The organism is Streptomyces sp. NPDC058145 (assembly GCF_042884245.1).
Lineage (GTDB): Bacteria > Actinomycetota > Actinomycetes > Streptomycetales > Streptomycetaceae > Streptomyces.
Map to the genome: position 1 here is coordinate 72,087 of NZ_JBHVUH010000017.1, position 26,265 is coordinate 98,351.

Here is a 26,265-nt window from a genome sequence, read left to right on the forward strand (position 1 = left end):
CAACCAGTAGGGCCGATCCGTGACGAGCGGCGAGGGCGACCCACGAAACCGCGCCAGGGTACGCAACACCAGCAGTACGCAGTTCCCGTTTGGTAAGTGATTGATCCAGAGGGAGGAACGGAGGAGCCAAGAGCCATCAGGATCGCCGGCCAGCAGTACGGAGCCCGGGTACCGCAGGACATCGATAGTGAGGTGGTCTCCGGTCACGCATCTGCGATCCCCCCGCTCCCGACAGCAGTCGGTCGGGAAGGCCGGCGCAGTATCAGGGCCGGCAGATGGTGTAGCAGTTCCTTCGGGCCCGGGAGCCACATGCTCCCGGGCCCCTCCACGCGTTCCATAGAGAGGTGCAATGACCGCAGACGACTCGTTCGGCCGTCTCCATGACGACGACTACCCCGCCTACACCATGGGCCGGGCCGCCGAAATGCTCGGCACCACCCAGGGCTTCCTCCGCGCCCTCGGAGAGCACCGCCTCATCACCCCGCTGCGCTCGACCGGCGGACACCGCCGCTACTCCCGCTACCAGCTGCGCTGGGAAATCGTCGACCAGGGCACGCCCATCGAGGCGGCCTGCCGGATCGCCCTCCTCGAGGACCAGCTCGAAGAGGCCCAGCGCATCAACGCCGAGTACCGCCGCGCCGCCGAATCAGCGAATCCGACGGTCGCGGCTTGACCTGGGCGCGCCTGCCGCCCCAGACGGCGGACCTGCCCGCACACGGTCCACAATGTGTACTTGTTTCCTGTGGTGACAGCGTGTGCGGGCGTGTACCGTCTGCGTCAGCTGTCGTGGTTCGGAAGTTCCCTTTGCCCACGCCGTAGGCGTGGGCGTTTTGCTGTGCTGTGCCGCAGGAACCTGGGCGATCACCTCCGCCTGCCGCACGTTGTGGGAGGCGTACTCGACTGGAAGGCATGAGACATGGCTACGGGAACGTGTTCGCCCACTACTCGGCGATCAACTCCTCGGGCTTCCGTGAGCTCCAGGAGGGCCAGAGCGTGACGTTCGACGTCACCCAGGGCCAGAAGGGCCCCCAGGCCGAGAACATCAACCCGGCCTGACCTTTCGTACTCCGCCCGCCCAACGCAGGGGACAGCGCTCGACCCCGGCCGGAACGGCGAGTGCCGGCCTGCCGCACGACTTCCCTCCGTACAAGACCGTCTACGGCTACTACGCGAAGTGGGAGGCCGACGGCTCCACCCAGCAGGTCCACGACCTATTGCGCGACAAGGCCCGCCGATTACAGGGCCGCCGTGCGGAGCCCACCGCGGCCGTAGTGGACGCGCAGAGCGTGATCAAGTCCGCTTCACCGGTGGCGTGGGCCGGGGCGGTGCTGACTGTCACCGGTGAATGTCAGGAAGGTCAGGTAGACAGCCGCTGGTTCTGCCCGGGGTGCCAGCGCAGCCACGGCAGGTCAAACAGCAGCGCCCTTCGCACTGCAATCCCGACACAGATCAGGGCAAGGGATGCCCGGTGCGGTTGACATAGAGGATCGCGTTGACGATCTCTCGCAAGTCGTGCACTCGGGCCGCTGTGCCGGGGCCGGTCCGTCGCGCCCGCCAAGCGGTGAAGACCGGTTCGATCAAGGCCCAGCGGGCATCGGACACGTCACTGCGGTACGGGCGACGAACACTCACGCATGGTCCAACGATCGTCAACGACGGCGGTCACAAAAGCATCCCTACCTACCAACTACATAGATCGGATGCCCTCTACTGACGTTGCTGCAGTGATGTCGTCAAGGTGAGGCCGGTTTCGGCGAGACATCCGTTGATGAGGTTGTCGCGGTACTGGATGTGGCGGAGACCGTGTCGGAGTGTGCTGATGAGGTGGTCGGGGTCGGTGAATGCGGCGTTGGCTTGGCTGCTGCGTCGTAGCAGTGACGAGATGCCCTCGACGGGGTTGAGGTCGGGTGCATGGGCCGGCAGGGAGTAGCAGGTGATCCAGTCGTGGGTGTCGATGAACTCCCGCAGTCGGCGGTCCTTGTGGACGTTGAGGTTGTCCCACACGAGCCCGATGGGTGCGCCGAGCTGCTGGTGGGCGGCGATGAGCAGGTCGCGGTAGCCGGTCCAGGTGAAGCTGCGTCTGCCGCCGCGCTTGTGATCGGCATGCCGTTTGGGCCGGTAGATCAGGCGTGAGCGTTCGCCGTGCTTGTAGCAGGCCAGAGCGGCGATGGAGAAGCGGCGCTGGGAGCGTCCCCGGACCCGTATGACGGGTGTGTGTCCGCGCCGGGCCCAGGTCCGTGCGGTGGGCGGCGTCATCGAGAAGCCGGCTCGCGACGATCACACATCGTCAGCCCCCAACGACATCACGCCGCAAAGGTCAGTAGTGGATGTGGCGGTGCATGGTGACGGTGGGTGTGAAGTTGGTTTGGGGGTCGTTGGTGTTGCTGGTGTGGGGTGCGTGTGTGGTTTCGTGGTCGAGGATGGTTTTGATTTGGTGGGCGAGTTCGTCGGCGTGGTGGGTGATTTGGTCGATGGGTAGGGGGGATGTTTTGAGGGTGTTGATTTGGTGGTTGATGGTGCTGAGTTGGGTGCGTGTCTGGTGGCTGAGGGTGAGTTGTCGGGGTGTGGCGATGATGAATTGGTAGGCGGCGGAGAGGGTTTGGCAGGTGGGGCAGTGGTTGTTGAGGGATCGGCTGAGGTTGGTGGCGTTGATGAGGTGTGCGTTGTGGCCGGCTGTGGTGACGATTTGGTAGGAGAGGGCGATTGAGCGGCAGGGGTTGTTGGGGGTGCATCCTGCGGAGATGGCGGTGGCGCGGTTGTTGGCGGTGACGGCGGTGGTGGGGCCGTATTCGTGGATGGTGAAGGTGGTGTCGGTCTGGTTCATGTGGGTCCTGTCGGCGTGGCTGTAGGCGGTGTCGACGGCGATGGCGATGTGGGGGGTGTTGTTGGGTCGGGTGGGGGTGGCGCGTGCTGTGGTGGTGATGGTGGTCATGGCGAGGCCGGCGGTGATGGCGGCGCTGAGGCGGATGGCTGTGGTGGTGGTTTTGGGGGTGCTTGGTTTGCGGTGGTGCATGGTCTTCTCCTGCGAAGGGGTTGGTGACGTGGTGTCAGGACTGGCTCGGGTCTGACGGTGGGGTGGTTGTTGTGGGTGGGGGCGGGGTGGGGGGCTGTGAGGGGGAGGGGGTGTGGGAGGGGGATGGGGTGGGGGTGTGGCTCGGGGTTGTGCTGGGTGCGGGGTGGGTGGGGGTGGTGCCGGGCGGTGTGGTGGGGCTGGGTGTGCGGGTGTTGCCGGGGGGTGTGGCGGAGGGCGTGAGGGTGGGGGTGTGTTGGTCGCTGGTGGTGGGGTGGGGGGCTGGTGGGGGGTGGTTTTGACTGGCTGTGGTGGTGGGGGAGGGGCGGGTGGCCGGGGGTGTGGTGGCCGGGTGTGTGGGGGTGGGGTTGGGGGTTGTGTGGGTGGGTGTGCCGGGTTGCAGGATGGGGGTGGCGGGTGCTGCTTTGGGGAGCGGCTGGGGGGTGAGGCCCTGGACCCAGGCGGTGGCGAGGACGGCGCAGGTGGTGGTGGTGGCGGTGGCCAGTGCGAGACGGAGCATGGGTTTGCCGTGGGTTGCTTTGGTGGTGGCGCGCCAGAGGCGGGTGGTGAGGCGGGTGGTGAGGTAGGTGCCTCCGGCGAGGGGGCACAGCAGCATGAGGGTGCCGATGACTGCGACCAGTCCGGCCGCGGTGTGTCCGTCGGTGAACGCGGTGATGGTTCCCAGGGTTTGGTCGTGCAGGGCGCGGGTGGCGGTGGTGAGCAGGCGGGGGAGGTTCCACAGGGCGTAGGCGGCTTCGGCGAGGAGCAGCGGGACCATGGTGAGGACCCACACGGTGACGATGGTGCGTGCGGAGCGTTTGAGGTCCGTGACCTGGGTGGCGGCGTTGCGGTGGTGTGTGCCGGGGAGCAGGTTCAGCAGGATGGGTTTGATCTTGCCGTAGAGGTCGGGGACGCCGGCGAGGTCGCCGAGGATGTAGTAGCCGTCGAGGCGTACGGCGGGCATGAGTTGCTCGAGGACTTCGAAGTGTGCGAGGTAGACGGCGGCGAGGAGGAAGGACTGGCCGGTGAGGAGGTAGCCGGCGGTGAGGACGAGCATGAACAGGACGTTGAAGTAGACGCCGCCGAGTCCGGTGCGCAGGCGGCCGGCTTTCCCGATCCGGTAGACGTCGGTGACGTCGGTGTACATGGAGGGCCAGATCAGGAAGATGCCGCAGCCGATCTTCCCGGGTACTGCTCCGCTGTAGTGGCAGGCGGAGGCGTGTCCGAACTCGTGGAAGAGGAGGGAGGCTACGGTCAGGAGGAGGATGATGAGCATCCACAGTGGCTGTTCGAGGACTTGCAGGACGGAGGTCATGGCTCCGTGGACGGCGAAGAGCCAGACGTCCATGACGACGGCGCCCGCCAGCGTCGCCGCCACCACCACGGGCCGGTGCAGCCAGGCGAGGGCGGCGGCGATGCGGGCGACGTGCCCCTCGTGGAAGATCGTTTTGTGGCCGCGCAGGGCCAGCAGCAGATCGGAGCGGGGCGCGACGATCTCGTCGGGGTGGCCGTCTGGGGGGAGGGTGATGCCGAGCGGGGTGAGCTTGTGTTCCACCAGGTGGAGGATGTTGTCGGTGGTGACTTCGGTCCCGTAGCGGCCGCTGACCCGGTGGGAGATGGCCTCGGCGTCGCGGATGCCGTCGATGCTTGCGACGACGAGGTACAGCAGGCGGGAGAGCTGGATGACTTGTCCGTCGCCGCGGCGGACGATGTACCGGCGTTCGGTGAAGCCCGACCCCTTGTATTCACCCAGGGTCTGCAGGCCGTGGCTCGGTCGCGGGACGGGTACGCCGTGCGGGGCTGCGGGGGTGTGGGCCGTCATGAAGGGTGCCGGGTGCGCGAGGTCGTGGGGCGCGTGGCCGTCGGGCGTGAGGGGGGCGGCCGCCTGCCCGGGCACGTGTCCGCGGTGTGGAGGGTGGGCCTGCAGGGTGGTGCGGCTGGCGTGGTCTTCGGACGCCGGCATGGTCTTCTCCTGGGCGCGGTTGACGGTTCGGCACATGGGCGCGGTGTGCGGCGCAGGCCGGTGGGAGTGTCGTTGCATCCCGGCGGCCGCCCCAAGAGGGCAACGGCCGCATGGCATGGGGGCGGTCACGGGCGGCGGGTGCGCGGTGGGACAAGGTGCAGTGCGGTGCGGTGCGGTGCGGGAAGAGCGGTCCGGGCGCAGCGGGTCCGACCGTTCGAGGGCCGGTGCGGCCGGGCGTTTACTCGCGGCGTCCGCCGCCGACTGCGTTGACGGTGACGTTGCTTGGTGCGCTGGCCGTGAGATGTGGTTGGTGCATTTGTGGGGGGAGCGGGCGCGGCTGCGGTGCGTGTCCGCCGGGTGAGCCGGGCAGGGCCGGGTCCGTCCACCGACCCGGCCCTGCCCGGCTTCCGTGTGTTACTGCTGCACGCTGATGCCCTGGGTGGCCTCGGACTGGGCGACCGCGTACGGCGAGCACTGGTTCAGCGCGGCCGACTCGTTGTGCGCGTCCACGTGGGCCACCTTCTTCGTGACGGTGGTCATCTTGGCGAAGTTGAACGAGAACTTGCCGAGCGCCTCACGCCCCGGCAGCAGGTCCGCGGTCTCGGCCTCGAGCTGGTCCGTGTTCATGAAAATGGTTCCTTTCATCCTTCAAGTGGTGTGTGAACCCATGCGAGTTCCGGTGGGTCACGTCCCAACGTGTGCCGCTGGGCCGCTGTCCGGCCCTCGTTTTCCGAACCTGCCGGCGCGTTCCGGCTGACAGTGAGCGAGCAGCAGGTTGTCTGCACGGCCCGCGCCGGGAGGGTCGGTGGACGGCAACAAGTCCCTTCCTTGCAGCCGGGTCATGCGGAAACCCGGCTGCCGAGTCGGGGCACGGCGGAACTGGGGGAGAGCCGCCCAACCGTCCGAAGTCTCCGAACAGTTCGTCCGGAGGGCCTGGACAGTAGCTGAAGCCGAAGGAAAAGCGCAAACAATCCAAATGCGACATTCGTTCAAAGTCGTACGGCTGTTCATTCGCGCAGCGTGACCGGGGCCGGCTGCGCCGGCGCGGCACGGCGGCGCGCAGCCGGCCGCCGTGCCGGTCGGACGGGGGGCCGGGGGCGTGCAGTCGGCGCCTCCGCACGGCCGGGCGGCGGCACCGCGCAGTCGTGCCACCGGTGGGTGGGTGTGCGGGGGCGTACCGGGTGCGGCCACGGGGCATGCGCCGGCCGGGCGAGCGGTTGCCGGCCGGATACGCCCGGACCCGGGGGCGGCACCGGACGGGTGAGGAGTCCGAGGTGGCCTGGGTCGCGGGGCTGTGGGTGCTTGGCTGTGTTCATGAGAACGAACCGCGTATGTGCATCACTTCGCCGAGGCGCCCTGGTGCACCGAGGGTTCGAACGATGCGTGAGATTTTCGCCGAAAGCCGCGGCGGGGCTCACCGCGGCAGAGTCACTCAGCCGGTCTGGATGTGCTCAGTGGTCGCCCGTGTGCGGGTGGGGAGGGCGTGGCAGGGGCTGACGCCAGTCGCCCAGCGCCGTGAGGAGAAACCGGCGGGCGAGAGGACGTACTGCGTCCCATGCCGGATCTGTGGCCAGGGCGTTGGCCCAGAGGCGGGCGCGGCAGGCGGCATCGGTCTCGGCGAGGCAACGGCCGATGGCCTGAAGATCGCGCAGATTCCCGGGTTCGAAGGCTCCGCGTTCCGCGAGTCCCTCGCTGATGCGGCAGAGGAGTTCCACCTCTTCAACGACCAACTCCGTCTCCGTCTCCCGCTCACCCAGCCAGGCAAGCTGAGCCTGGATGTCGGCTGCGAGGAGAGCCATAAATCGCAGCGTCCAGGTACGCAGGTGCGCGTCGCCGAGAAGGTTCATCCCTGCAGGATCACACCTGGCTCCCGCCTGACGTGTTCGATGGCCCGGAGGGGCGGCCTTGGCAGGCGCGGCGCCCACGGACGTTGAAGCCCGAGTGCCGCCGTCGCAATCGGGCAGCGCCGGACGGCGGTGCCTTTCGAAGTGGTGAACCTCTGCTGTTGGCTCGACACCTGCGCCAACTCGCTCCACCGCTGCGTGAACAACCACCGGGACGGCCAGGTGCTCGTCGCTCGCCTCGATGCCGCCGACAGCGTCCGGTTCCTGCTGGAGCTGCTCTTCGCTCTCGACCGGCGTCCCCGCCCCTGCCCCAAGTACCGTCAGGGGGGCTCGCCCGGCACCCGCTTGCGGGCCGGCACAGCGGCGTGTTGCTCCGTGCCGTGGACCGCATCTCGGCGACAGGCGACGTATCCCTGCAGCGGTACCTGTTCACCCGTGTCGAGGCGGCGGCCCGAGGGGCCGGACACGGCGAGGTACGGGATGCATGGGGCGAGGACCTGGACCTCATGCGACCGCAGTAAGGAGACAGAGAGACTCCCCGCGGCTGCGGCTGCGGCTGCGGTTGTGGCCGTGGCGCCGTGGCCGTTGGTGTACGGCCACGGGGATGCCGGCCGGTGATGCCCCCAGCAGGTCCTACCGTGCCACGCGGTAGCGGAGGTAGACGACGTTGGAGTGGAAGGTGCGGGTCTCGACGAGTTCGAGATCCACCCGGCGCTCGTGTCGGGGGAAGAACGGGGTGCCGCCGCCGACCAGTACCGGGTAGACCACGGTCCGGTATTCGTCGATCAGGCCCGATGCGGCGGCTTCGGCGGCGAGTGTCGCGCCGCCGATCGCGATGTCGCCCTGGCCCGGCTCGGCTCGCAGCCGCTCGATCTCTTCCGCCAGGGTGCCGGAGGCCAGGCGGGCATGGCCCTGCACCGCCGGCAGCGTGGTGGAGAACACCACCTTGGGAAGCGGCTTCCACAGCGCGGTCCACTCGAGCTCGGAGGCGTCGAGCGTGGGGTCCTGGTCGGCGCTCTCCCAGTACAGCATCGTCTCGTACAGCCGTCGTCCCAGCAGGTGGACGCCGACCTGGCGGATCTCCTCGATCCAGAAGCGGAAGACCTCCTCGTCGGGCGCCGTCCAGCCGAATCCGCCGTCCGGCCCGACGATGTAGCCGTCCAGTGAGACGTTCATCGAATAGGTCACGCTGCGCATCCAAAGTCCTCCTCGGGTGACGGGTTCGACAGTACGACCGCCTGACGCCGCAGAACTCATCACGGCTCGCGACATCCCCCAGGGGCCGAGTCGTCTCGCGAGATCATTTCGCCGGGAAAAACCTTAAGTCGCCCAGGGCGGGCTTCGCCGGGAGGACCGGTTGCCCCACCGTAAAGGGAAAGACGAATCGGGTTCATCGGCCGCAGACGCAACTCAGCTGACGATCAGTCGGTAGACCGTCAACTCGTTTCCGTCGACATGGACATGGAAATCCGGCGGGCCTGTGCCGAGTGCGGGAACGGCGTTGTGGACGGTCTTGAGTTCTTCGGCGCTGAGGACGGCGGCAGCAGCTTTGATCATGTCGGTGAACGTCGTCTCCGGTACCTGCCGCAGCGCGTCGCCGGAAAGCAGGACCACCGCCTCGCCGGTGTGGCTGCGCACGACAGCGGTCATGGGGGCTCCGTGTACGACAAGCACCTGATACCCCTCTCGGCGTGGCCCTTTTCGACCCGCTGGATGTGGCACGGCAGGAGGATATTCCCCGCTCTTCCGGTGATCGTGAGCCGTGGTGCGGGCACTGGATTCCGGGAAGATTCCGCCGAGCTTAGCGGGAGAGCCATTGCCGAGGGGGGTGGACCCGGCGGGCGCGCATGTGCTCGATTTCGGCGCGGCCGCAGGCACGGGGCTGCCGGTGATCGCGGTACGCGGCGGCCCGGCCCCGGTCCAGCCGGGCCGCGCCGCCGACCCCTGCAGCGCCGGACCACCGGCCCAGTGGTGCGGCAGATGACGCACCCCGGCCCGCGCTCCTGGCGATAGGGGCCCCTTCGTCGCGCGATACCGGGCCGCGCTCGCCTGGCGATACGGGCCCGCGCGCTTTGCGATACCGGCCCGCTCGTCCCGCGATGATGGGCCGGCCGGTGTGCGTCACGCTCCCTGCTCGGGCGGTCGGTTCATGCCGCGACGGCCGGCACGCGGTGATCCGGGGGAGGGGGATCTGGGCGGGAGTGGTGTCATCTGCGGGTGCGCCACGTGCCGTTGTCTTCGTGCATGGCCCGGGATCCCGCGGCCGCGTCGATTTCCGCCTGGAGTTCGATCGCGTGGACGATGCTCCCGTTCAGTGTCCTGCGGATGATGGGATCGGTGATTCTCCACGCGGTCATGGCCTCGTCCGGCGAGAGCGTTGCCGCGTCCGGTCCCCGTCGTGGTGATTCAGGTCCTCGCTGCTCGGGAATGAGACCGCTCTCCACCAGAACTCTGCGGTGATCGAGGTTGAGGACGGTCGCCCACGTCGTCAATTGCGAGGACAGCGGTAATGTTTTGCCGTCCAGCGTCCGGCTGATCGTGGTCAGGCTCAGACCGGTCGCGGCCGCCAGTTGCGCCCGGCCGCCGTGGCGCCGGCGGACGTCGTATCCGGCCGCCGTCGCGGCCTGGGTGAGATACGCGCCGATCCGCTGCGCCTGAGCCTGCCGTTTGGCCCGGCTCTCGTGGGGGGAATCCTTCGCACTCCGCATGGTCGGAGGGTAGCGCGCAGGCATGTTGTCACATACTGGTTGCACGCGTGCACCTTTGCAGGTCACAACCTAGATCGGCATTTGTGCAGGCCACATCCCGAATCTCGTATTGGTGTGCGAATCAAAATACCCTTGCGTCACTCATTTCCGGCAACTTGCATATGTTGCGCGCGTGTGGGTCAGCCGCACGGCTGCACGTTGCTGAGGGGGTCTATTGACCATGCTTCGCCTCCATATGGCCACGCTCCTGCTCAAGGCCAGGGAGCTGGGTGACGAAAGCGTCGCCGACATGGCGCAGCGCACCGGTATCAGCAGGTCGACGCTCCACCGGCTCGCGAGGGGAACGAAACAGCCGAGCCTGGCCACACTCTGGACGCTGCGCGACGCCTACAGCGTCCGGCTCGACGCGCTCGTCTACGACGACCCGCAGACGATGCAGCGCAGCCTTCCGCAGCGCCGGCGTGTGCCCGCCCGGGAGCGGCACCGCCTGCGGCACGGGGACGCCGGCCGGCACGCGGCCGACTGAGAACCGGCCCGATCCTCACCGGGCACGGGGGCCTCGGCCGGCATGCGGCCGTCCGAGAACGAGAACCGGCCCGATCCTCACCGGGCAGGGGGCCTCGGCCGGTATGCGGCCGTCCGAGAACGAGAACCGACCCGATCCTCACCGGGCAGGGGGCCTCGGCCGGTATGCGGCCGGCTGAGAGTCGGCCCGGTTCCTTCGTCCCCGGGGCTTACGGCCCGCAGGGCGGTGCTCGCGAGCCCCGCCTCACGTTCTGCCGGCAGCCCACCTCACTACTTTCCTTCCCAACGACCGGGAGCAATCCTTGACCACTCAGGTTCATGACGCTGCCCTCGACGGCGGCGCCTCGGGGGAATTGGCCCTCATCACCCGCGCCCAGCAAGGCGATCGCGAGGCGTTCGCCGAGCTGTACCGGATGCACCACGGTGTCATCGCCACACTCATCGGCCAGCGCGTCAGATCGCATACCGCCCTGGCCGAGGACCTCACCGCGGACGTCTTCATGAAGGCATGGATCAAGATCAACACCTTTACCTGGAACGGGACGTCGATCCGTGCCTGGCTGTGCACCATCGCACGTCATGCGGTCGCCGACCACTTCAAGACCGCCACGACCCGCAACCTCACCTTCGTCGACCACATCACCCAGGTGACAGATACCTGGGCCCCGCTGGTGAGCGACCCAGAAGAAACCGTTCTGTTCTCCCTCGCAATGGACGACCTGCACCACGCCCTCTCCGAGATCACCCCCCGTCAGCAAATCGTCATCCGGCTGCGGTTCCTGGGCGAGATGTCCGTCCGCGAGACCGCCCGCACCATGGGCACCACCGACGGCGCCGTCAAAACCCTCCAGTGGCGCGCGCTCGACTCCCTCCGCAAGGCCTACCCGGGAGCTGTGGCATGACCATCGCCTACAACAAGGACACCGACCTCGAGCGGGAACTCACCGCCCGGCTCAGCGAACTCGCCCACGCCTTCATCGCCGATCTCAACGCACAGGGCCGCCTGGTGGAAACGGGCGGCGCCGACACCCTCAGACGGCTCAGACAACAGCACCGGACGCCGCCCCCTGACCTTGAGGCGGAACCCGCCGACGCCGGATGCGAGGTCACCGGGATCGAGGCGCACCCCGCACCGGGCGCGCCCACCCTGTGGGAGGCGGTCACAGCGCCCCGCTTTGGCGAGGACACCCCCGGCCCACCCACAACGCCCCGCCCGCTGCGCATCCTGGGCGCGTCCGAGCCGTGCCCCGCGGGCGCGAACGTACTCGATTCCTGCGACGCCCCGTCCATCACGGCGGCCCCGGCTGTCGGCCGGCAGCCGGCCGCGCTCGAACCGGTTCCCGCCCAGCAGGCCGCCGTGCGCGCCCCGGCACCCGCCCCGAGCGCCTGCGCCCAGGAGCCGCGCACGGCCGACGGGGGCCAGACCCAGCCCCCGGCTCAGCAGGCCGCCGCGGCTGCCCCGGCCTGCGCCCAGCAGACCGCCGCGCTCGCCCTGGCTGCCGCCCGGCAGCCGTTCGCGCTCGGATCGGTCACCGGACAGAACAGCGGCGCCCAGGGGCAGCGCACGGACGGCGGGGGCCAGGCCCAGCCCCCGCCCCCTGCCCAGCAGGCCGCGACGCTCGAACCGGCCCTCGTCCAGCAGCCGACCGCACTCGAACCCGCCCCGACCCGGAGCACCGGTGCCCAGGAGCCGCGCACGGCCGGCGAGAGTCAGGCGCAGCCCTCGGCCGCGGTCACGGCGGCCAGGCTGCGGGCCGAGAACGCGGCCCGGCTCGAGGTCACAGGGATCACCGCGGACCATGACCGCGTCGACGTCCACATCCACGCTGTGTCGCTGAGCGACTGGGAGTACTGGCTGACCGCGATCGGTGCGCCCCTGAACGCGCCGACCCACCGCAGCGGATGGGTCCAGACCGCCACCGGGCACCTCGACGGTGTGGAGGTCCATCTCACCGCGGAGGCCGTGCCCCGTCTCCTTCAGGAGGCGGCCCAGCAGGCCGCCGAACCCTTCCTGCTGGGGGGCCGCGTCTACGACCTCGCCCTCGGCCACACCGACCGCCTCGGCCAGACCTGGCTCTACGACGGCCTGCGCCAGGAGGACGACACCCCCCTTCTCACCCTGGGCGGAACCAGCGGCCCGCCCTACCCGCTCACCTCCATCGTGGTGGCCAACGGGCCCCTCACCCCCGCCGCCGCGAACCCCGACCACCACGAAACAGGCTGACCACGCCTCCCACTGCCGGCCTGCCCCCGTGCAGCCCCGGATCCTCAACGCGGGAGCGCCGCACGGCAGTCGGCGGCCGCCCACTCCGCACCAGCCCGGCTGCCGGGGGAGGGGACCCGACCTGTCGGCTCAAGGCCGGAGCAGATTCGTGTGCTCGACAGTGAGGGTCGAGCCGTAGGGGTGTGCGTGCTGGGTGATGGCCAGGTCACGATCAAACTCACGAGCGATCAGGCGCTGGTGCTGTCGCACTGGCTGGAGAAGCCGCAGTTGACTTCCTCCCCCGCCTAAAGGCGGGGGATTCCAGCGGTCGCCCGCTGGGGTTCCTGCTTCATCGACGACCGCCCCGTCCGGGAGGACTCCCGTTGAGGTCTTACACCGTCTCCACAGGCAGACGCCGCCAGCCCGGCGGCCAGGATGTTGCGTGCCGCGTTCACGTCGCGGTCATGCACGGCGCCACAGTCGCACGTCCACTCGCGGACGTTTAGCGGCAGCTTCTCGCGGACCGTGCCGCAGACCCCGCACAGCTTCGAGCTGGGGAAGAAGCGGTCGATCGCGACGAGTTCGCGCCCGTACCAGGCGCACTTGTACTCCAGCATGGAGCGAATTTCCGTCCACGACGCGTCGGAGATGGCTCGCGCGAGCGAGTGGTTCTTCAGCAGGTTGCGGACGGTGAGGTCCTCGATCACGACCGTTTGGTTCTCACGGACGAGCCGAGTGGACAGCTTGTGCAGGTAGTCGCGGCGCCGGTCGGCGATCCGGGCGTGGATGCGAGCGACCTTAACCCGGGCCTTCTCGCGGTTGGCCGAGCCCTTCGTCTTCCGCGACAGCTCGCGCTGTGCGCGGGCGAGGCGGGCGCGGTCGCGGCGTTCGTGCTTCGGGTTGGCGATCTTCTCCCCGGTGGACAGCGTCACCAGGGACGTGATCCCGGCGTCGATGCCGACGGCCTGCGTGGTTGCGGGGGCCGGGGTGATGGTGTCCTCGCACAGCAGGGACACGAACCAACGCCCGGCCGCGTCGCGGGACACTGTCACGGTCGTCGGCTCCACGCCTTCGGGCAGGGGACGCGACCAGCGGATGTCCAGTGGCTGGGCCATCTTCGCCAGCGTCAGCTTCCCGTCACGCCACGTGAACGCGCTGCGGGTGTACTCGGCCGACGCTCGGGACTTCTTCCGGCTCTTGTAGCGCGGGTACTTCGCTCGCTTGGCGAAGAAGTTCCCGAACGCGGTCTGAAGGTGGCGCAGCGCCTGCTGAAGAGGGACGGAGGACACCTCCGCCAGGAAGGCCAGTTCCTCGGTCTTCTTCCACTGCGTCAGCGCCGCGGAGGACTGCACGTAGGAGAGGCGGCGCTGCTCGCCGTACCACGCGCGAGTGCGCTCCTCCAACGCCTTGTTGTACACGAGGCGGACGCAGCCGAACGTGCGGGACAGCTCTGCTGCCTGCTCATTCGTGGGGTAAAAGCGGTACTTGAACGCCCGCTTAACCTGCTGCGTCACGCCTCACATTCTATCAGTTCCCGTGTGAGCGGCGGGTTCGGCCGGTGGCCATAGACGCCGAATCGCCCTGGCGGCGATTCGCCTCTCCCTGCCCCGCTACGCGAGAGCCTCGTTTCCTCCCCGGCCTGAAGGCCGGGGTATCCACGAAGGAGACCCGATGACCTCTCGGATGCCCCGGCGCCGCAGGTGGCTGCGGATGGCGCGTGAGGAATACGCGCGGTCGGCCAAAATGGCCAGTGGCCGGGTCCTGGCCTGCCGGGGCCGGTGCGGGGCACGCGGATGCGGGACATCACCGTCTCGAAGGCGGGTGCATCACCGGCCTGGCCTGCGGTGACAGTGAAGGCGAGGGGCCGTGCGCGGCCCCAGCAGGACGATCACCTCGGGGCGTCCGAGCAGGGCGCACCACTGCTCGTCGGCGACGTGTACGTGCGCCGCCCTGTCCTCGTGGACGGCGATCTCGCGGACCATCGCGGCCACGTCAGCGGCGTCCTCGGGCGTGGCCCGGCGGATGGTGATCTCGGTCATCGCGGGTGTCCTGTCGCGGGGTGGTCGGACGGGACGGACGTGGCGGCGGGAGCCGGGGGCGGCTCCCGCCGCCCGTGTCGGGTTCGGTGAGGCCGCGGGTACCACTGCGTCGCCGGGGTGGGAGCCTCAGCAGTGGGCGTACTCGCGCGGGCGCAGCAGCATGGCTACGGCCATCGCCGGGACCATGAGCAGGTGGCCCCAGAGCATCAGGGCGCCGGTGTCGATGAGGTCGAGCGCCAGTGGCACGAACAGCACCAGGAAGGGCACGTACATGGCCGCGCCCATCTCGGCGATGGGCCGCCAACGGTGGCCACGGAACCTCATCCACGCGGACATGGCCACCGTCATGTTTGTCGCCATGATCAGCGCGCCGGAGTACGGGTTGCGCATCAGTCCGGCGGCGCCGAGAACGTCGAGGACGAACATCCACACCGGGTGCAGGACCACCATGCCGACGGCCATGGCCGCGACCATCTCGGCATAGTGCAGGGCGAACTTCTTGGCGCTCGGGCGGTAGCCGCCCTGCGCCATGGTGTCGGCGGGCGCGGGGGCTGTGCTCGGGGTGGCGGATTCGCTGTGCATGGCATGTCTCCGGGGCAGGGCGCGGGTCACGGGACGAGGGCGTAGCCGGCCTCGTCGACCGCGGCGGCGATGTCGGCGCGGTCGACTGGCTGGGAGGCGGTGACGGTGACGCTGCCGGTGGCGTGGTCGACGGTGACGGACTCGACGCCGGCGACCCTCGAGACCTCCTCGGTGACAGAGCGGACGCAATGTGCGCAGGTCACGCCGGTGACTTCGAAGGTGGTCGAGCCGATGAAGGTGCGGGGTGTACCGGAGAGCAAGGGGAACTCCTCGATGTGTAGTCGGTGGTGGTGCGGTCGGACAGCAGAGTCGGTCCGGGGGCGGGTCCGTCTTACCGGGGAAATCGCCGGGTTCTTCGCCGGGTCTGGCCCGGTCAGTGGTCCTGTGCGTCGGGACCGCGCCGGGTGGCGTCACTGCCGGGCCTGCCACCAGGTACGGCGAACGGGGTGAGGATGGGTGGCCGCCGGTCTTCGCCTCCGCGTCTGCGCGGTCGTCGGCGATTCGACACGTCGTTCACGATTCGGCGCTGTCGCCGGCGATGTCGAAGGGGAGCGGCGCCGCGGGGCCCCTGCGTTCATCAACTGGGAGACGGGGCCTCCGAATCCGGCATCCGCCACGCGGTCACGACGAGCCAGATCGTCCATGCCACGTCCAGGACGAACGCCAGCACGATGGCGATGGTCTCCGTTTGCGAGAAACCCCCGGTGCCGACCACCCAGCCCTGCACAAGGTAGGCGAGGCCGGAAAGCCCCATCAGGTGGGGTATCGGCCGCGGGACCCAGGCCGTCCGCGCGGCCGCGACCGCGAACAGGAGCAATGCGAGACCGAGAGCGAAGTCGTGGTAGCTCCTCACTCCCCACTCGAGCCAGCGGATTGCCTCGGCGCTCGCGAAGCGTGCCGTCTTCTCGGCACTCGGGGCGCTCACCCACGCGTTCACGGCCTGCTTGAGGGCGACCCCGTCCACCGCCTGGAGGACGCCGTACAGCGCCAGCGCCGCCACCGCCGAAGCGGCACCGAATCGGCCCGCCCATCTCGCCGTTGCCGCCCGAAGGTCCAGGGCGGAGAACAGGGCGAACAGGCCCGCGAGGAAGACCGCCATACCTGCGAACTGGCCGAGGTGCACGACCGTCCAGCTCCCGCTGCCGGCGTACTCGCCGAACACGGCGCGGTGGTTGTTCGCGTCCCCGCCGGCGTGGAACTGGGTGACGCCGATGTAGAGGAGCTGTCCCGAGAGCAGCAGAGTGGCGGACAGGCGCAGCGACGTACGAAGGGCCAGGGGTTCGGTGTGCTCGGAGGCGGGGGTGGTGCTGAGGGCGGGCGATGTACGGGACACGGCAGACCTCCGGGTGGCGTGCGGAATGGACGGTGTTACGGGACGAGGGCACAGCCCGCGTCGTCGACGGCGGCGGTGCCGACGCCGTCAGAAGCAAGAGTGGGCGCCGGGGTCAGTGCGTCTCACTGGGGAAATCGCCGGGTTTTCCGCCGGGATCGGCCAGGGCAGCAGCACGCCGCGACCACGACGACGGGGCCGCCCCTGGATCAGGGTGCGGGCGCCGGGGCGACGGGGTTGTGCGCGGAAACCGATGCCCGTCGGTGGAAGCCGCCGGTTCGGCGGCGGGGTGGGCCGACATGGCCCCTGGCTGGAGGCCGGGGCCGTGGTCGGGGCGGTGGTCGGCTGCCACGCTCGCCGCGTGCGTGCACACACGCGGTGTTCGATAGCATCGGAGCCGTGCTGGTCGGACGGGAACCCGAACGCGCGGCCATCGCCGCCCTGCTCGACGCCGCCCGTGCCGGCAGCGGCGGCTCGCTGGTGGTGCGCGGCGTCGCCGGGGTCGGCAAGTCGACGCTGCTGGCCGACGCCCTGGTAACCGCCTCGGACCTGCGAGTGCTACGCACCTCCGGCGTGGAGTCCGAATCGCCGCTGGCCTTCGCCGCGCTGCAACGGCTGCTGTGGCCGCTGCGCACCTGTATCGACAACCTGCCGGCGCCGCAGGCCGCGGCACTGCGCGCGGCGATGGGCGAGGCCGAGAACGAGGGCGACCGCTTCCTCGCGTTCCTCGGCACGCTGAGCCTGCTCGCCGACGCCGCCGAACAGGCGCCGCTGCTGGTCATCGTCGACGACGCCCACTGGCTCGACGACGCGTCGGCCGCGGCGCTGCTGTTCGCCGCACGCCGGATGCAAGCCGAGCGCGTGGCGTTGCTGTTCGCCGCACGCGACGGCGACGCCCGCCGCTTCGACGCCAGAGACTTGCCCACCGTCACGCTGGGCGGCGTGAGCGGCGCCGATGCCGACACGCTGCTGTCCGCCCATGCCGGGACCGGTATCGACCCGGCGGTGCGCGACCAACTGGTCACGGGTACCGGCGGCAACCCGCTCGCGCTGGTCGAGCTGGCCGGAGTGCTCACCACCGACCAACTGACCGGCCGGGCGCCGCTAGCCGCCCCGCTGCCGCTGACCGACGGCGTGGAGCGCGCCTTCCTCGACCGATACCGCCGCCTGGACGAACCCGAGCAGCGGCTCCTGCTGGTCGCCGCGGCCGACGACACCGCCCGGCTGACCGTGGTCCGCGACGCCGCCGAGCGCCTCGACGCCGCCGATACCGCCCTGGACGCGGTGGAGCGGTCCGGGTTGCTGCGCGTGGACGGCGCTACCGTCGCCCTCTACCACCCGCTGGTGCGCTCGACGGTCTACCGGGCGGCCACCAGCGCACAGCGCCGCGCCGCGCACCGTGTGCTCGCCGAGGTGCTGACCGGCGACCCCGAGCGGCGGGCCTGGCACCTGGCCGCCGCCACCGACCGGCCCGACGAGAACGTCGTCGCCGCCCTCGACGGGGTGGCCGAGCGAGCCGCGGCCCGCGGTGGCCACGAGGCGGCGGCCGCCGCGTGGGCCCGCGCCGCCGAGCTCACCGCCGACGGTGGCGCGCGAGGTCGGCGGCTGTACCTGGCCGCGTCCTCGGCCTGGCTGGGCGCGCACCCCTCGCGTGCCTCGGCACTGGCCAACGCCGCCAGGGCGGACGTGACCGATCCATTGCCACGGGCTCAACTGCTCGCGCTGCAAGGGCAGATCGAGTGGAACACCCACTCGCTGAACGACGGCTACGACCTCATTCTGCAGGCCGCCGAGGTCGCCTCCGGCGTGGACACGGCACTGACGGCTCAACTGGCGATGCTCGCCGCGTCGCTGGCGGCGTTCGGCGCCCGATCCCCGCGCGCGGTGAACCCGACGGCGCTGGTGGCCAGGCCCACACCGGACGCGCCGTCCCGCGTGCGGGCCGCCTGGTACCTGCTGCACGGGTTCCAAGCTGTCGTACGCAGCGACTGGACGGCTGCCGCGGAAGACTTCCGGAGCGCGTTCGTCCTCACGGACGCCGACCCGGTCGGCGACCACCTGCTGCAACCCAACCTGGGCATAGCCGCGATGCTGATCGACGACGACGAGCGCGGACTGCGGCTGCACGAGCAGCAGTTGACCACCGCCCGCCGTGCCGGGGCGCTGAACATGGTGGAGCACGCCCTCACCCGAGGCTTCCACTTCCAGATCGCGACCGGGGCCTGGTCGAAGGCCGCCGGTGCCGCCGCCGAGGCACTGCCGCTGGCCGCCGGCACCGGCCACCCGGGGTTGACCGCGCTGCCCACCGCGCAGCTCGCCCTGATCGCGGCGCTGCGCGGAGACGACGCCGCCGACCGGCACTTGGAGAGGGTCACCGAGATTCGCAAGAACCACCCGGTCGGCATCAGCGACAGCCTCGTCGCCGACCTGGCGCTCTGGGGCCGCGGGCTGCGCGCGGCCGCGCAGCCGACGACCGCGCTGCACCACCTCGAACAGATCAAAGGGCCGGCGTGGCGCCGCCTGGCCGCCCTCGACCTGTTCGGCGCCGCCGTGCGCGGAGACCGCCCCGACCTCGCCTACGCCTGGCTGACCGAGCTGGAGCGGTTCGCCGCGGGCACCGGTCTGCCGGCCGCGACCGCGGTCGTCGAGCACGGCCGCGCCCTGCTCGCCGACGACGGCGACGCCGAGACGCACTTCCAGCGGGCACTCGCCGCGCACGCCGATTCGCGTCGGCTGCCCGACCGGGCCCGCACCCACCTGGCCTTCGGCGAGCACCTGCGGCGCTCCCGCCGCCGGGTCGACGCCCGCGAGCACCTGCGCACCGCGCTGGCGCTCTTCGAGGACCTCGGCGCCACCCCCTGGGCCGAGCGGGCCGCGCAGCAACTGCGCGCCTCCGGGGAGACCGCCCGTCGCCGCGACGCCACCACCGCCACCGAGCTGACCCCGCAGGAGTGCCAGGTCGCCGCCCTGGTCCGGCAGGGCCTGTCAAACAGGGACGTGGCCGCGCAGCTGTTCGTCAGTTCACGCACCGTCGAGTTCCACTTGCGGAACTGCTACTCCAAGTTGGGCGTCAGCTCACGCGCCGAGCTCACTGCTCTCCCGCTCGACCTGTGACCGGTACGGCCCCGCAGGTGAACGGGTCGTCCAGTCGTGGTGCGGATGCGTCCAGTACTCGAAGTAGCCGAAGCCGTCGCGCCGGGCGAACGCGGGCAGCCGACCGGACGCCGGCACACTGGCGCTGCCGTCACTCGTCAGGTACATCTCGCGCGCCGCGCACTCGGGATCGTCACACGACACCTCGGTGTCGGACAGCCGCAGCCACAGAGCTACCTGCGCGTCGTTCCCGTTCTCGGTGGGCAACGACCACACTCGCGCACGGCACTGCGACGCCTCATGATCGCGAAGGCGCCACTGCGCGGGTGCCTGTTCGGACGCCTCGCCATTGATGTGAACCAACGGTCACGTGGTGCGGATTCAGTGGCGACCTGACGCCCGTCCGCTGCCGCCCCATGCACCCTCAACCCGCCTCGTGGCACCAGCGAGGTCAGATTTGAACTCCCCGCACCAGGACCGCTCGAGGCCGGTGGAAGCAGCGAAGCGTCCTCAGCGGGGGAAGCCGGTGCACAACCGCCCACCTTTTGGGCTACGCCACCTCTGTTTACATTCCGTCACAATTAACTACTATACGTGACGACACTGGGCGGTTGTCAGGCACCCGTCGCACCCTTCTCGGGGTCGCCTGGGCATGCCCGCGTGCCGTCTCCTCTGGGCGAAGGGACATCCCTGTCATGGCCACCAACAGCAAGAAGAAGCCTCCGGCATCACAGAAGAACGGCGCTGCCGCCGAGGACAAGCTGATCGCCTCGCTCCGGCAGTACGTCCGTGCCCGTGGAGCGGAGATGCTGAAAGATCCGAACGTCACCTCCGTCGGCATCGGCCGCAAGGTCACCGGCGGCAAGCGCGGCAAGCAGATCGTGCTGCAGTTCACCGTCGAGAGCAAGGCCGAGCCCGAGCAGCTGGAGAGGCTGGGCACCACCATGATTCCCCCGACCATCACGGTGGACGGAACACAGGTGCCGACCGATGTCATCGAGCGCACTTACAAGGCGCACTTCCGCCGGGTGGCCGAGGTGGAGTCCCCGGCCCGTAAGGTTCGCCAGGACCCGATCGAGCCCGGCGTGAGCGTCGGCGCGGTCACGGTGACGGCGGGCACGATCGGCTGCATCGTCTTCGACAAGGCCGACGGCACTCCGTATGTACTGAGTAACTGGCACGTCCTGCACGGTCCGGATGGAGAATTGGGGGCTGAGATCGTCCAGCCCGGTCCGCACGACGACAACCGCGTCGACCGCAACCACCTCGGTGTGCTCAAGCGCTCCCACCTCGGGGTGGCCGGCGACTGCGCGATCGCCACCATCGAGGACCGCTCCTTCCTCCAGGAGATCTTCGAACTCGAGGTAGCGCCTAAGGAGCTGGGGGAGCCGGAGCTTGACGACAAGGTCATCAAGAGCGGGCGGACCACCGGGGTCACTCACGGCATCGTTCGCCGCATCGACACCATGGTCAAGATCGATTACGGCGGTCACGTCGGAACCAAGTCCATCGGCTGCTTCGAGATCGGCCCAGACCCTGACCGGCCGGCGGACAACAACGAGATCAGCATGGGCGGAGACTCCGGCGCCCTGTGGTTGTTCAAACAACAAGGTGGCCGTCCGAGCACGGTCATGGCTGGACTGCATTTCGGTGGCGAGGCACAAGGCGACCCCGACGAGCACGCCCTGGCCTGCCTGCCCGCTTCGGTCTTCGAAAAACTCGAGATCACTCTGACGCCGCCGCGCCCGGAAGACATCCAAACCGTCGAGGGATACGACTCCGACTTCCTCGGCGAGCGCATCGAGGCCCCGCAGCTGGACGCCGCCCTCGCCCGCGAGGCCGTCCTTCTCGACGGCAGTGAAGTCATCCCTTACACCCACTTCTCGCTCACGCTCAGCAAGAAGCGACGCTTCCCGTTCTGGGTGGCCTGGAACATCGACGGCGGCTCCCTGAAGAAGCTCAGCCGCAACAACATCCCCTTCGTCAAAGACCCCCGCCTTCCTGCAACCGCCCAGGTGGGCAACGAACTTTACGAGAACAACCGGCTGGACCGCGGCCACATCGCCCGCCGTGCAGACCTGCTGTGGGGCAGCCTTCCGGAAGCCAAGAAGGCCAACACGGACTCCTTCTTCTACAGCAACATCACCCCGCAGATCGACGACTTCAACCAGAGCGCCAAGAACGGCCTGTGGGGCCGGCTCGAGGACGCCGTCTTCGCCGACGCCGATGTCGACGACCTCAAGGTCAGCGTGTTCGGTGGCCCCGTCTTCCACGACGACGACCGCGCCTTCCGCAACCAGCAGCTTCCACGTGAGTTCTACAAAGTCATCACCTTCACCGAGCGCGGCGAACTGAGGACCAAGGCGTTCCTGCTCACCCAGAACCTCAACCAACTCGAGGCCCTCGAACTCGACGAGTTCCGCGTCTTTCAAGTCACCCTCGGTGAACTCGAAGACCGCACGCACCTGCGCTTCCCCGCTGCCCTCCACAAGGGTGACACCCTGAGCGTTCCCGAAGCAGCAGCCGATCGAGCACCTCTCGACAGCCTCGCAGACATCCAGTGGGACTGAGCAAAACCAGCAACCGCGGCCCGGTACCCACGCACCTGCCCTGTACGTCAACGGACGTACGACCTTGACGCAGCCAGCCGTGCCCCGGTCCTCGCCCGGGGCACGGCTCAGGTGAGAAAGACCGTCACTCGGCCTGTCAGTACCTCCTGCCAAGATGCACGCAGACCACAACGGATAAGCACTGCGCGGCTCACAATCAATCACGTGCCCACCTACTGGAGTTGGTCGGCGCGTGGGACGGCCTAGCATCCAGCCACCCCCAGACCGCCTGGCAGTGGACCGTCGCCGGCATTCCGGTCTTGGGCTCGTCCGGCGGATCATGGGCCGAGGCAGGGGCCGGACCGAGGCCAGGACCGGACAGTTCCCTATTCCGGCAAGGGCGTCGAAGCTGTCCGCCCGATCCGCGACGAGATCAAGACCCGCATCGAGGCCCTGATCGCCGAGATCGACGCCGCGAAGCACCAGGACTGACGCTCACTGGGGCCGATGGCCAGCGGACCTGTCGCGGCTAGTCCGTTTCAGTGTCCGTCTCATTCAGCGACGGACACCACCGTTCAGGCGAGTCCGGCCCCAGGCTCGTGATGAGCGTCCGGACGAGCATGAACGCAGGTGAATGCCCGGACACGGCCTCTGGCTGGCCGCCAACAGACTTGGAAAGCGTGCACCCCCGAGCAACCTCCTTGGGCCGCCGTGCCCCGCTGCGCGGAGCGGTGCGCCTTCCGCAGAGGACATGTGCCCGGCAATCCTGCACTGGTCCGCACGACGGTCGAGACCGGGGGGTGGGAGACGTGGCTCGTACGCAGTCCAGATGTGGAGCGCTCACGGAGAAGGGCACTCGGTGCCGGCGGCTGGCGATGGTCGGTGCGTCGCGGAGACGGTCCACCGCGTCGTCGCGGACCTGGACGTGTTCCAGCAACTTCGCCCAGGTCCCGTCCGCTTCCCAGCGGGCGAACCGCTCGTAGACGGTCTGCCAGGGCCCGTACCGCTCGGGCAGATCACGCCACGGAGCCCCGGTCCGCAGCCGCCACAGCACTCCGTTGACCACCTGCCGGTGATCACGCCACGGTCGACCACTCCCATCTACCCGCGGCGACAGGGGCTCTATTCGCTCCCACGCCGCATCCGTCAGTCACCTCGACCTGCCACAAGATCAATGATCAGAGTGCTCGTGCTCGGACTCCCGCGCGGGATCCGTCACGAAACGGCTCAGCCGGTAGGTGGTCGGCAGCGCAAGGCGACCGCACAGCGTGTCGATCCGGATCATCTCCCCATCGACTCCTGCCTCCCGAAGACGGCGCAACCGCGTACGCATCTCCGCCTGGTGCTGAGTCTCAACGACCACTTCCCACTGTCCCGCATCCGGCGCATTGCGAGCAGCAAGCCGCTGCCGCGTGTCCTCTTGCCGCCGCCTTCTCTTCCCCTGTCCTGGCACCTGCCCAGAATCACTGGCTGCCGTCAGGACGGCAAGGCAGTTGGACCGAGCCGCACCCGCTCGGTGATCATTTGTCAGACAGGCCCTAGCTAGCTAGCGCTGACATACCCCGGGAGCAGTGGTTCGGATGTCCGGGAGCAGCGTCTGGACCTTTACGGGTATGGGTACGTACCCGTACCCTGCGTGGGTGGAAGGGAGCACGATGATGTCCGACGCCAATGTCCGCATCCCCGAGGAAGCCCGAGACCGGCTGGCGGCCATAGCGGCAGCCGAGGGCATGTCGCTGCGCGCCTACCTGGCACGGCTCGCTGAAACCCTCCTCACTCCCGCAGAGCGGGCCGAGCGAGCTGAGCAGGCCCGCGCCGCACTGAAAGAATGGACCGGCTACGCGCCGACCCCGACACAGGAGCGGGACCTCGACAGCGAACTCGACCGCCGACTGGCGCAAGCGGGCGCGCAGTGAGCGACGCGATGCACATCGTCCTCGACGACACCGCCATGGCCGCAGCCGGCCTCGGCAACATCCTTGCCTCCCGATTGATCCACCGCGCCCACGTGGAAACCGGCTGGTACCTCTACGCCCCGACCTGCGCACTGGTCGAAGCCGACCGCGCCCGACCCGGCACAGCAGAGCATCTCGCCGCGCTACCTGGCGTCACCGTCTTGGACCTGGACCTGCCTGCCGCCCTCGCCATCGCCGCGCAAGACACCTGGGCCACCGCGCACGCCCAGCACGCCACTCAGCCCACCCCAGACCGCCCCGACGGGGCGATCATCGCCACCACAGCCCCCGAGCGGTGGCACGGCCAGCCGGTCCGCGTTCTCGACCTCACCCCCTGACCATCAGTCCCGCCACGCACGGTCGTCAGAACGGCGGATATAGGGGCGGCGACGTGAGACAAGCAGCTACAGGGCCACGGCGCCCAACAGGCTCAACACCCCCTCAGGATAGCCAGCTCGATCCTCTCGATCCGGTGGCCGGCGGCCCGGCATGCGCGAGAGGAGGCGCGGAAGCCGCCCGGGTCGCGAGCGCCGACTCCCGAGGACGCTGACACCTCTGAGTGAGCTGCCGGAGCCGGCACCAACTGGCCTCCAACGCCCGTGAGGGCCGCTAAGGTTCACATCCTGCGCACATTCACGCTCGGCGGGGGTTGTTGTTCGTGTCGCTGATTGCTGCTCGTCGTGCATCGGATCCGGTGCGGATCGGGCGTTACCAGGTGGTCGGGGTGCTCGGTGTGGGCGGGATGGGCACGGTGTACGCCGCGGTGGGGGAGCGGGGCGAACGGGTAGCAGTGAAGGTCGTGCACGCCGGGCAGGCGACGGATGAACAGTTCCGGGCCCGGTTCCGCCGAGAGGTGCAGGTGCTGCGGCGGGTTTCAGGCCCGTGCCTCGTGCCGCTGCTGGAGGCCGATCCCGAGGCCGAGACCCCGTGGCTTGCCACCGCCCACGTGCCCGGGACAACTCTCTCCCAGCATGTTGCGACGCAGGGGCCGCTGGCCGGCATCCAGCTGCACCTGTTCGCCACTGGCACCGCCGGCGCGCTGGCGGCCGTGCACGCCGCCGGGGTGGTCCACCGCGACCTGAAACCCGGGAACGTGATTCTCGCTCCGGACGGGCCGCGGGTACTGGACTTCGGCATCGCCCATGTCGCCGACGGCACCGCGGTCACCCGTACCGGCATGCTGACCGGGACCCCGGGCTGGCTCAGTCCCGAGCACTACCGGGACGGGACCGCCGGGCCACCCGCGGACGTTTTCGCATGGGGAGCGCTGCTCGCCTTCGCGGCCACCGGGCGCCACCCCTTCGGCACCGGCAACGCTGAGGCGGTCGCTTTCCGCGTACTCAACGGCGAGCCGGACCTCGCGGGCATCCCCGACGAGTTGGCCGACGTGGTGAAGTCCTGCCTGGCCAAAGACCCGGCCCACCGGCCCTCCTCCGCCGTCATCGCGGAGAAGACCGCCGAACTGCTCGGCGAACAGGCGACCCAGGTCCTCGGCGCGCTCCACGAGCAGCCCACTGAGATCCCGAATCTCATCGCCGAGCAGTGGCACCCCCCAACCGCCGAAGACCCCGCCTGGCCCACTCCCGCGACATACCGTTGGGGCAGGCGCGTCTGGCTCACCGTTCTCGCGGCCGCAGTGTTCGCCGCGACAGCAACGGGCACCTGGTTCGCGCTGACGCCTGGCCATGCCCAAGCGCGCGGCAACCACCCGCCGCACGCGACCGCAGTCCGCACCACCCCTGCCACCGAACCGGCGGCCTCCCGCTCACCCATCGCCCGCCCCGCCACCTCCGCCCCGCCACAAACCCCTGCCGCCGCGACCTCATCCATGCAGACGACGCAGACCCAGGTGGTCACCCTCAGCCCTTGGTCCCTGGACGGCACCCCTGCGAGCGGCCTCACCATCACCGACCGGGCCAGCGGCTCCTGCTTCGGGACCGCCGAATCCACCATGCGCACGGACGCCTGGCGCTGCACCGCCGGCGACCGGATCCTCGACCCCTGCTTCTCCCCGGACTCAAATCCCGAGGACACCAGTGCCCTGTGCCTGGACGGAGCCCCCAACCGCATGGTCAAACTGTCGGTCCCGCAGGGCTTTCCCGGCAACAACGATCACATGCCCGGCGGACCCGACATCGAACCGATCACCATCGTCCTGGCCAACGGCGCCCGCTGCTCGTTCATGGGCGGCGGGACGTCCGTGCTGGCGGGGCAACGCCAGAACTACGGCTGCGACAACGGCGGCTACCTGTACGGCTCCCCGAACAAGACAGGAGCGGTGTGGACCATCTCCTACTCCGCCCCCAACAGCGGCGCCAGCGTCTCAACTCCGATCACCATGGTCTATCAGTAGTCCTCTGCTAGAGCCTGCCTTGGCAGGATGCGTCGTGTGGCCTTGACCTTCACGGCCTTCTCGTTCGGTTTCAACTACCGTGCGTGGCGCGGGCGGCGTCTTCGGTTTCCT

At 69.4% G+C, this 26,265-nt stretch carries 23 protein-coding genes and 6 pseudogenes; 12 read left to right on the top strand and 17 right to left on the bottom strand.

Annotated features, from left to right (window positions below; translation table 11 throughout):
- Positions 1-349: 349 nt before the first annotated feature.
- Together ACFVVO_RS32395 and ACFVVO_RS32400 are read left to right on the top strand one after the other, a co-directional pair.
- The gene (locus ACFVVO_RS32395; RefSeq protein WP_390059733.1) at positions 350-673 is read left to right on the top strand and encodes a MerR family transcriptional regulator; all 324 of its coding nucleotides are present in this window, start codon (positions 350-352) and stop codon (positions 671-673) included.
- A 245-nt stretch (positions 674-918) separates the two neighbouring features.
- Positions 919-1,056: pseudogene (locus ACFVVO_RS32400) on the top strand (cold shock domain-containing protein); the annotation flags it as partial.
- Between the two features lie 402 nt (positions 1,057-1,458).
- Here ACFVVO_RS32400 and ACFVVO_RS32405 read toward each other — a convergent pair.
- From ACFVVO_RS32405 to ACFVVO_RS32430, 6 genes and pseudogenes are all read right to left on the bottom strand, one after another.
- Positions 1,459-1,632 (bottom strand): annotated as a pseudogene (locus tag ACFVVO_RS32405) (transposase); the annotation flags it as partial.
- Between the two features lie 75 nt (positions 1,633-1,707).
- Positions 1,708-2,256, bottom strand: coding sequence for a transposase (locus tag ACFVVO_RS32410; RefSeq protein ID WP_390059734.1), 549 nt, complete (start codon positions 2,254-2,256; stop codon positions 1,708-1,710).
- Between the two features lie 61 nt (positions 2,257-2,317).
- Positions 2,318-3,013 (bottom strand): hypothetical protein, encoded by a 696-nt coding sequence (locus tag ACFVVO_RS32415; RefSeq protein WP_390059736.1) that lies wholly within the window; start codon positions 3,011-3,013, stop codon positions 2,318-2,320.
- Between the two features lie 34 nt (positions 3,014-3,047).
- Positions 3,048-4,973 (bottom strand): hypothetical protein, encoded by a 1,926-nt coding sequence (locus ACFVVO_RS32420; RefSeq protein WP_390059738.1) that lies wholly within the window; start codon positions 4,971-4,973, stop codon positions 3,048-3,050.
- Between the two features lie 414 nt (positions 4,974-5,387).
- Complete coding sequence (locus tag ACFVVO_RS32425) at positions 5,388-5,600, bottom strand: hypothetical protein (protein WP_390059739.1); 213 nt, start codon at positions 5,598-5,600, stop codon at positions 5,388-5,390.
- Positions 5,601-6,424: 824 nt separating this feature from the next.
- Positions 6,425-6,820, bottom strand: coding sequence for a hypothetical protein (locus ACFVVO_RS32430; protein ID WP_390059740.1), 396 nt, complete (start codon positions 6,818-6,820; stop codon positions 6,425-6,427).
- 159 nt (positions 6,821-6,979) lie between these two features.
- Here ACFVVO_RS32430 and ACFVVO_RS32435 point away from each other — a divergent pair.
- Positions 6,980-7,338: pseudogene (locus ACFVVO_RS32435) on the top strand (hypothetical protein); the annotation flags it as partial.
- 112 nt (positions 7,339-7,450) lie between these two features.
- Here the strand turns inward: ACFVVO_RS32435 and ACFVVO_RS32440 are convergent.
- The 3 genes from ACFVVO_RS32440 to ACFVVO_RS32450 all read right to left on the bottom strand — a co-directional run bounded on the left by ACFVVO_RS32440 (position 7,451) and on the right by ACFVVO_RS32450 (position 9,525).
- A complete protein-coding gene (locus ACFVVO_RS32440) occupies positions 7,451-8,014 on the bottom strand; it encodes a dihydrofolate reductase family protein (protein ID WP_390059742.1) in 564 nt (187 codons plus the stop codon).
- A 213-nt stretch (positions 8,015-8,227) separates the two neighbouring features.
- Positions 8,228-8,467, bottom strand: a complete 240-nt coding sequence (locus tag ACFVVO_RS32445; protein ID WP_390059744.1) for a hypothetical protein — start codon at positions 8,465-8,467, stop codon at positions 8,228-8,230.
- A gap of 557 nt (positions 8,468-9,024) precedes the next feature.
- The gene (locus ACFVVO_RS32450; protein WP_390059746.1) at positions 9,025-9,525 is read right to left on the bottom strand and encodes a transcriptional regulator; all 501 of its coding nucleotides are present in this window, start codon (positions 9,523-9,525) and stop codon (positions 9,025-9,027) included.
- A 220-nt stretch (positions 9,526-9,745) separates the two neighbouring features.
- Between ACFVVO_RS32450 and ACFVVO_RS32455 the strand changes: the two genes are divergently transcribed.
- From ACFVVO_RS32455 to ACFVVO_RS32465, 3 genes are all read left to right on the top strand, one after another.
- Positions 9,746-10,051, top strand: a complete 306-nt coding sequence (locus ACFVVO_RS32455) for a helix-turn-helix domain-containing protein (protein WP_390059747.1) — start codon at positions 9,746-9,748, stop codon at positions 10,049-10,051.
- Positions 10,052-10,352: 301 nt separating this feature from the next.
- A complete protein-coding gene (locus ACFVVO_RS32460) occupies positions 10,353-10,952 on the top strand; it encodes an RNA polymerase sigma factor (protein WP_390059749.1) in 600 nt (199 codons plus the stop codon).
- A complete protein-coding gene (locus ACFVVO_RS32465; protein WP_390059751.1) occupies positions 10,949-12,274 on the top strand; it encodes a BN159_2729 family protein in 1,326 nt (441 codons plus the stop codon). The genes ACFVVO_RS32460 and ACFVVO_RS32465 overlap by 4 nt, the downstream gene beginning before the upstream one ends.
- A 284-nt stretch (positions 12,275-12,558) precedes the next feature.
- On the opposite strand, the gene ACFVVO_RS32470 is transcribed toward ACFVVO_RS32465, so the two are convergent.
- The 6 genes and pseudogenes from ACFVVO_RS32470 to ACFVVO_RS32495 all read right to left on the bottom strand — a co-directional run bounded on the left by ACFVVO_RS32470 (position 12,559) and on the right by ACFVVO_RS32495 (position 16,207).
- Complete coding sequence (locus ACFVVO_RS32470) at positions 12,559-13,767, bottom strand: RNA-guided endonuclease InsQ/TnpB family protein (protein WP_390059753.1); 1,209 nt, start codon at positions 13,765-13,767, stop codon at positions 12,559-12,561.
- Positions 13,768-13,911: 144 nt separating this feature from the next.
- A pseudogene (locus ACFVVO_RS32475) lies at positions 13,912-14,129 on the bottom strand (transposase); the annotation flags it as partial.
- Positions 14,080-14,292 carry a hypothetical protein gene (locus ACFVVO_RS32480; protein WP_390059755.1) on the bottom strand — a complete coding sequence of 71 codons (213 nt, stop codon included), beginning with the start codon at positions 14,290-14,292 and terminating at the stop codon, positions 14,080-14,082. The gene ACFVVO_RS32480 and the pseudogene ACFVVO_RS32475, both read right to left, overlap by 50 nt.
- 126 nt (positions 14,293-14,418) lie before the next feature.
- Complete coding sequence (locus ACFVVO_RS32485; RefSeq protein ID WP_390059756.1) at positions 14,419-14,874, bottom strand: hypothetical protein; 456 nt, start codon at positions 14,872-14,874, stop codon at positions 14,419-14,421.
- A 26-nt stretch (positions 14,875-14,900) separates the two neighbouring features.
- Positions 14,901-15,134, bottom strand: a complete 234-nt coding sequence (locus tag ACFVVO_RS32490; RefSeq protein WP_390059758.1) for a heavy-metal-associated domain-containing protein — start codon at positions 15,132-15,134, stop codon at positions 14,901-14,903.
- 317 nt (positions 15,135-15,451) lie between these two features.
- A complete protein-coding gene (locus tag ACFVVO_RS32495; protein WP_390059759.1) occupies positions 15,452-16,207 on the bottom strand; it encodes a DUF4386 family protein in 756 nt (251 codons plus the stop codon).
- A 396-nt stretch (positions 16,208-16,603) separates the two neighbouring features.
- On the opposite strand from ACFVVO_RS32495, the gene ACFVVO_RS32500 reads away from it, so the two are divergent.
- The gene (locus ACFVVO_RS32500) at positions 16,604-19,318 is read left to right on the top strand and encodes an AAA family ATPase (protein WP_390059761.1); all 2,715 of its coding nucleotides are present in this window, start codon (positions 16,604-16,606) and stop codon (positions 19,316-19,318) included.
- On the opposite strand, the gene ACFVVO_RS32505 is transcribed toward ACFVVO_RS32500, so the two are convergent.
- Positions 19,280-19,564, bottom strand: coding sequence for a hypothetical protein (locus ACFVVO_RS32505; RefSeq protein WP_390059763.1), 285 nt, complete (start codon positions 19,562-19,564; stop codon positions 19,280-19,282). The genes ACFVVO_RS32500 and ACFVVO_RS32505 overlap by 39 nt on opposite strands.
- Positions 19,565-19,842: 278 nt before the next feature.
- Between ACFVVO_RS32505 and ACFVVO_RS32510 the strand changes: the two genes are divergently transcribed.
- Positions 19,843-21,867 (top strand): DNA/RNA non-specific endonuclease, encoded by a 2,025-nt coding sequence (locus ACFVVO_RS32510; RefSeq protein WP_390059765.1) that lies wholly within the window; start codon positions 19,843-19,845, stop codon positions 21,865-21,867.
- Between the two features lie 369 nt (positions 21,868-22,236).
- Positions 22,237-22,338, top strand: a pseudogene (locus ACFVVO_RS32515) (phosphotyrosine protein phosphatase); the annotation flags it as partial.
- A 364-nt stretch (positions 22,339-22,702) separates the two neighbouring features.
- On the opposite strand, the pseudogene ACFVVO_RS32520 reads toward ACFVVO_RS32515, so the two are convergent.
- A pseudogene (locus tag ACFVVO_RS32520) lies at positions 22,703-22,996 on the bottom strand (transposase); the annotation flags it as partial.
- A gap of 508 nt (positions 22,997-23,504) precedes the next feature.
- On the opposite strand from ACFVVO_RS32520, the gene ACFVVO_RS32525 reads away from it, so the two are divergent.
- From ACFVVO_RS32525 to ACFVVO_RS32535, 3 genes are all read left to right on the top strand, one after another.
- A complete protein-coding gene (locus ACFVVO_RS32525; protein ID WP_390059871.1) occupies positions 23,505-23,762 on the top strand; it encodes a hypothetical protein in 258 nt (85 codons plus the stop codon).
- A gap of 8 nt (positions 23,763-23,770) precedes the next feature.
- Positions 23,771-24,139, top strand: a complete 369-nt coding sequence (locus tag ACFVVO_RS32530) for a hypothetical protein (protein WP_390059766.1) — start codon at positions 23,771-23,773, stop codon at positions 24,137-24,139.
- A 356-nt stretch (positions 24,140-24,495) separates the two neighbouring features.
- Positions 24,496-26,154, top strand: a complete 1,659-nt coding sequence (locus ACFVVO_RS32535) for a serine/threonine protein kinase (RefSeq protein ID WP_390059768.1) — start codon at positions 24,496-24,498, stop codon at positions 26,152-26,154.
- The last annotated feature ends 111 nt before the right edge of the window (positions 26,155-26,265 follow it).

What these genes read in the sequence shown, in the direction of transcription:
- ACFVVO_RS32395 (WP_390059733.1), top strand. Translation starts at nt 350, where the DNA reads ATGACCGCAGACGACTCGTTCGGCCGTCTCCATGACGACGACTACCCC.
- ACFVVO_RS32410 (WP_390059734.1), bottom strand. Translation starts at nt 2,256, where the DNA reads ATGACGCCGCCCACCGCACGGACCTGGGCCCGGCGCGGACACACACCC.
- ACFVVO_RS32415 (WP_390059736.1), bottom strand. Translation starts at nt 3,013, where the DNA reads ATGCACCACCGCAAACCAAGCACCCCCAAAACCACCACCACAGCCATC.
- ACFVVO_RS32420 (WP_390059738.1), bottom strand. Translation starts at nt 4,973, where the DNA reads ATGCCGGCGTCCGAAGACCACGCCAGCCGCACCACCCTGCAGGCCCAC.
- ACFVVO_RS32425 (WP_390059739.1), bottom strand. Translation starts at nt 5,600, where the DNA reads ATGAACACGGACCAGCTCGAGGCCGAGACCGCGGACCTGCTGCCGGGG.
- ACFVVO_RS32430 (WP_390059740.1), bottom strand. Translation starts at nt 6,820, where the DNA reads ATGAACCTTCTCGGCGACGCGCACCTGCGTACCTGGACGCTGCGATTT.
- ACFVVO_RS32440 (WP_390059742.1), bottom strand. Translation starts at nt 8,014, where the DNA reads ATGCGCAGCGTGACCTATTCGATGAACGTCTCACTGGACGGCTACATC.
- ACFVVO_RS32445 (WP_390059744.1), bottom strand. Translation starts at nt 8,467, where the DNA reads ATGACCGCTGTCGTGCGCAGCCACACCGGCGAGGCGGTGGTCCTGCTT.
- ACFVVO_RS32450 (WP_390059746.1), bottom strand. Translation starts at nt 9,525, where the DNA reads ATGCGGAGTGCGAAGGATTCCCCCCACGAGAGCCGGGCCAAACGGCAG.
- ACFVVO_RS32455 (WP_390059747.1), top strand. Translation starts at nt 9,746, where the DNA reads ATGCTTCGCCTCCATATGGCCACGCTCCTGCTCAAGGCCAGGGAGCTG.
- ACFVVO_RS32465 (WP_390059751.1), top strand. Translation starts at nt 10,949, where the DNA reads ATGACCATCGCCTACAACAAGGACACCGACCTCGAGCGGGAACTCACC.
- ACFVVO_RS32480 (WP_390059755.1), bottom strand. Translation starts at nt 14,292, where the DNA reads ATGACCGAGATCACCATCCGCCGGGCCACGCCCGAGGACGCCGCTGAC.
- ACFVVO_RS32485 (WP_390059756.1), bottom strand. Translation starts at nt 14,874, where the DNA reads ATGCACAGCGAATCCGCCACCCCGAGCACAGCCCCCGCGCCCGCCGAC.
- ACFVVO_RS32525 (WP_390059871.1), top strand. Translation starts at nt 23,505, where the DNA reads ATGTCCGACGCCAATGTCCGCATCCCCGAGGAAGCCCGAGACCGGCTG.
- ACFVVO_RS32530 (WP_390059766.1), top strand. Translation starts at nt 23,771, where the DNA reads ATGCACATCGTCCTCGACGACACCGCCATGGCCGCAGCCGGCCTCGGC.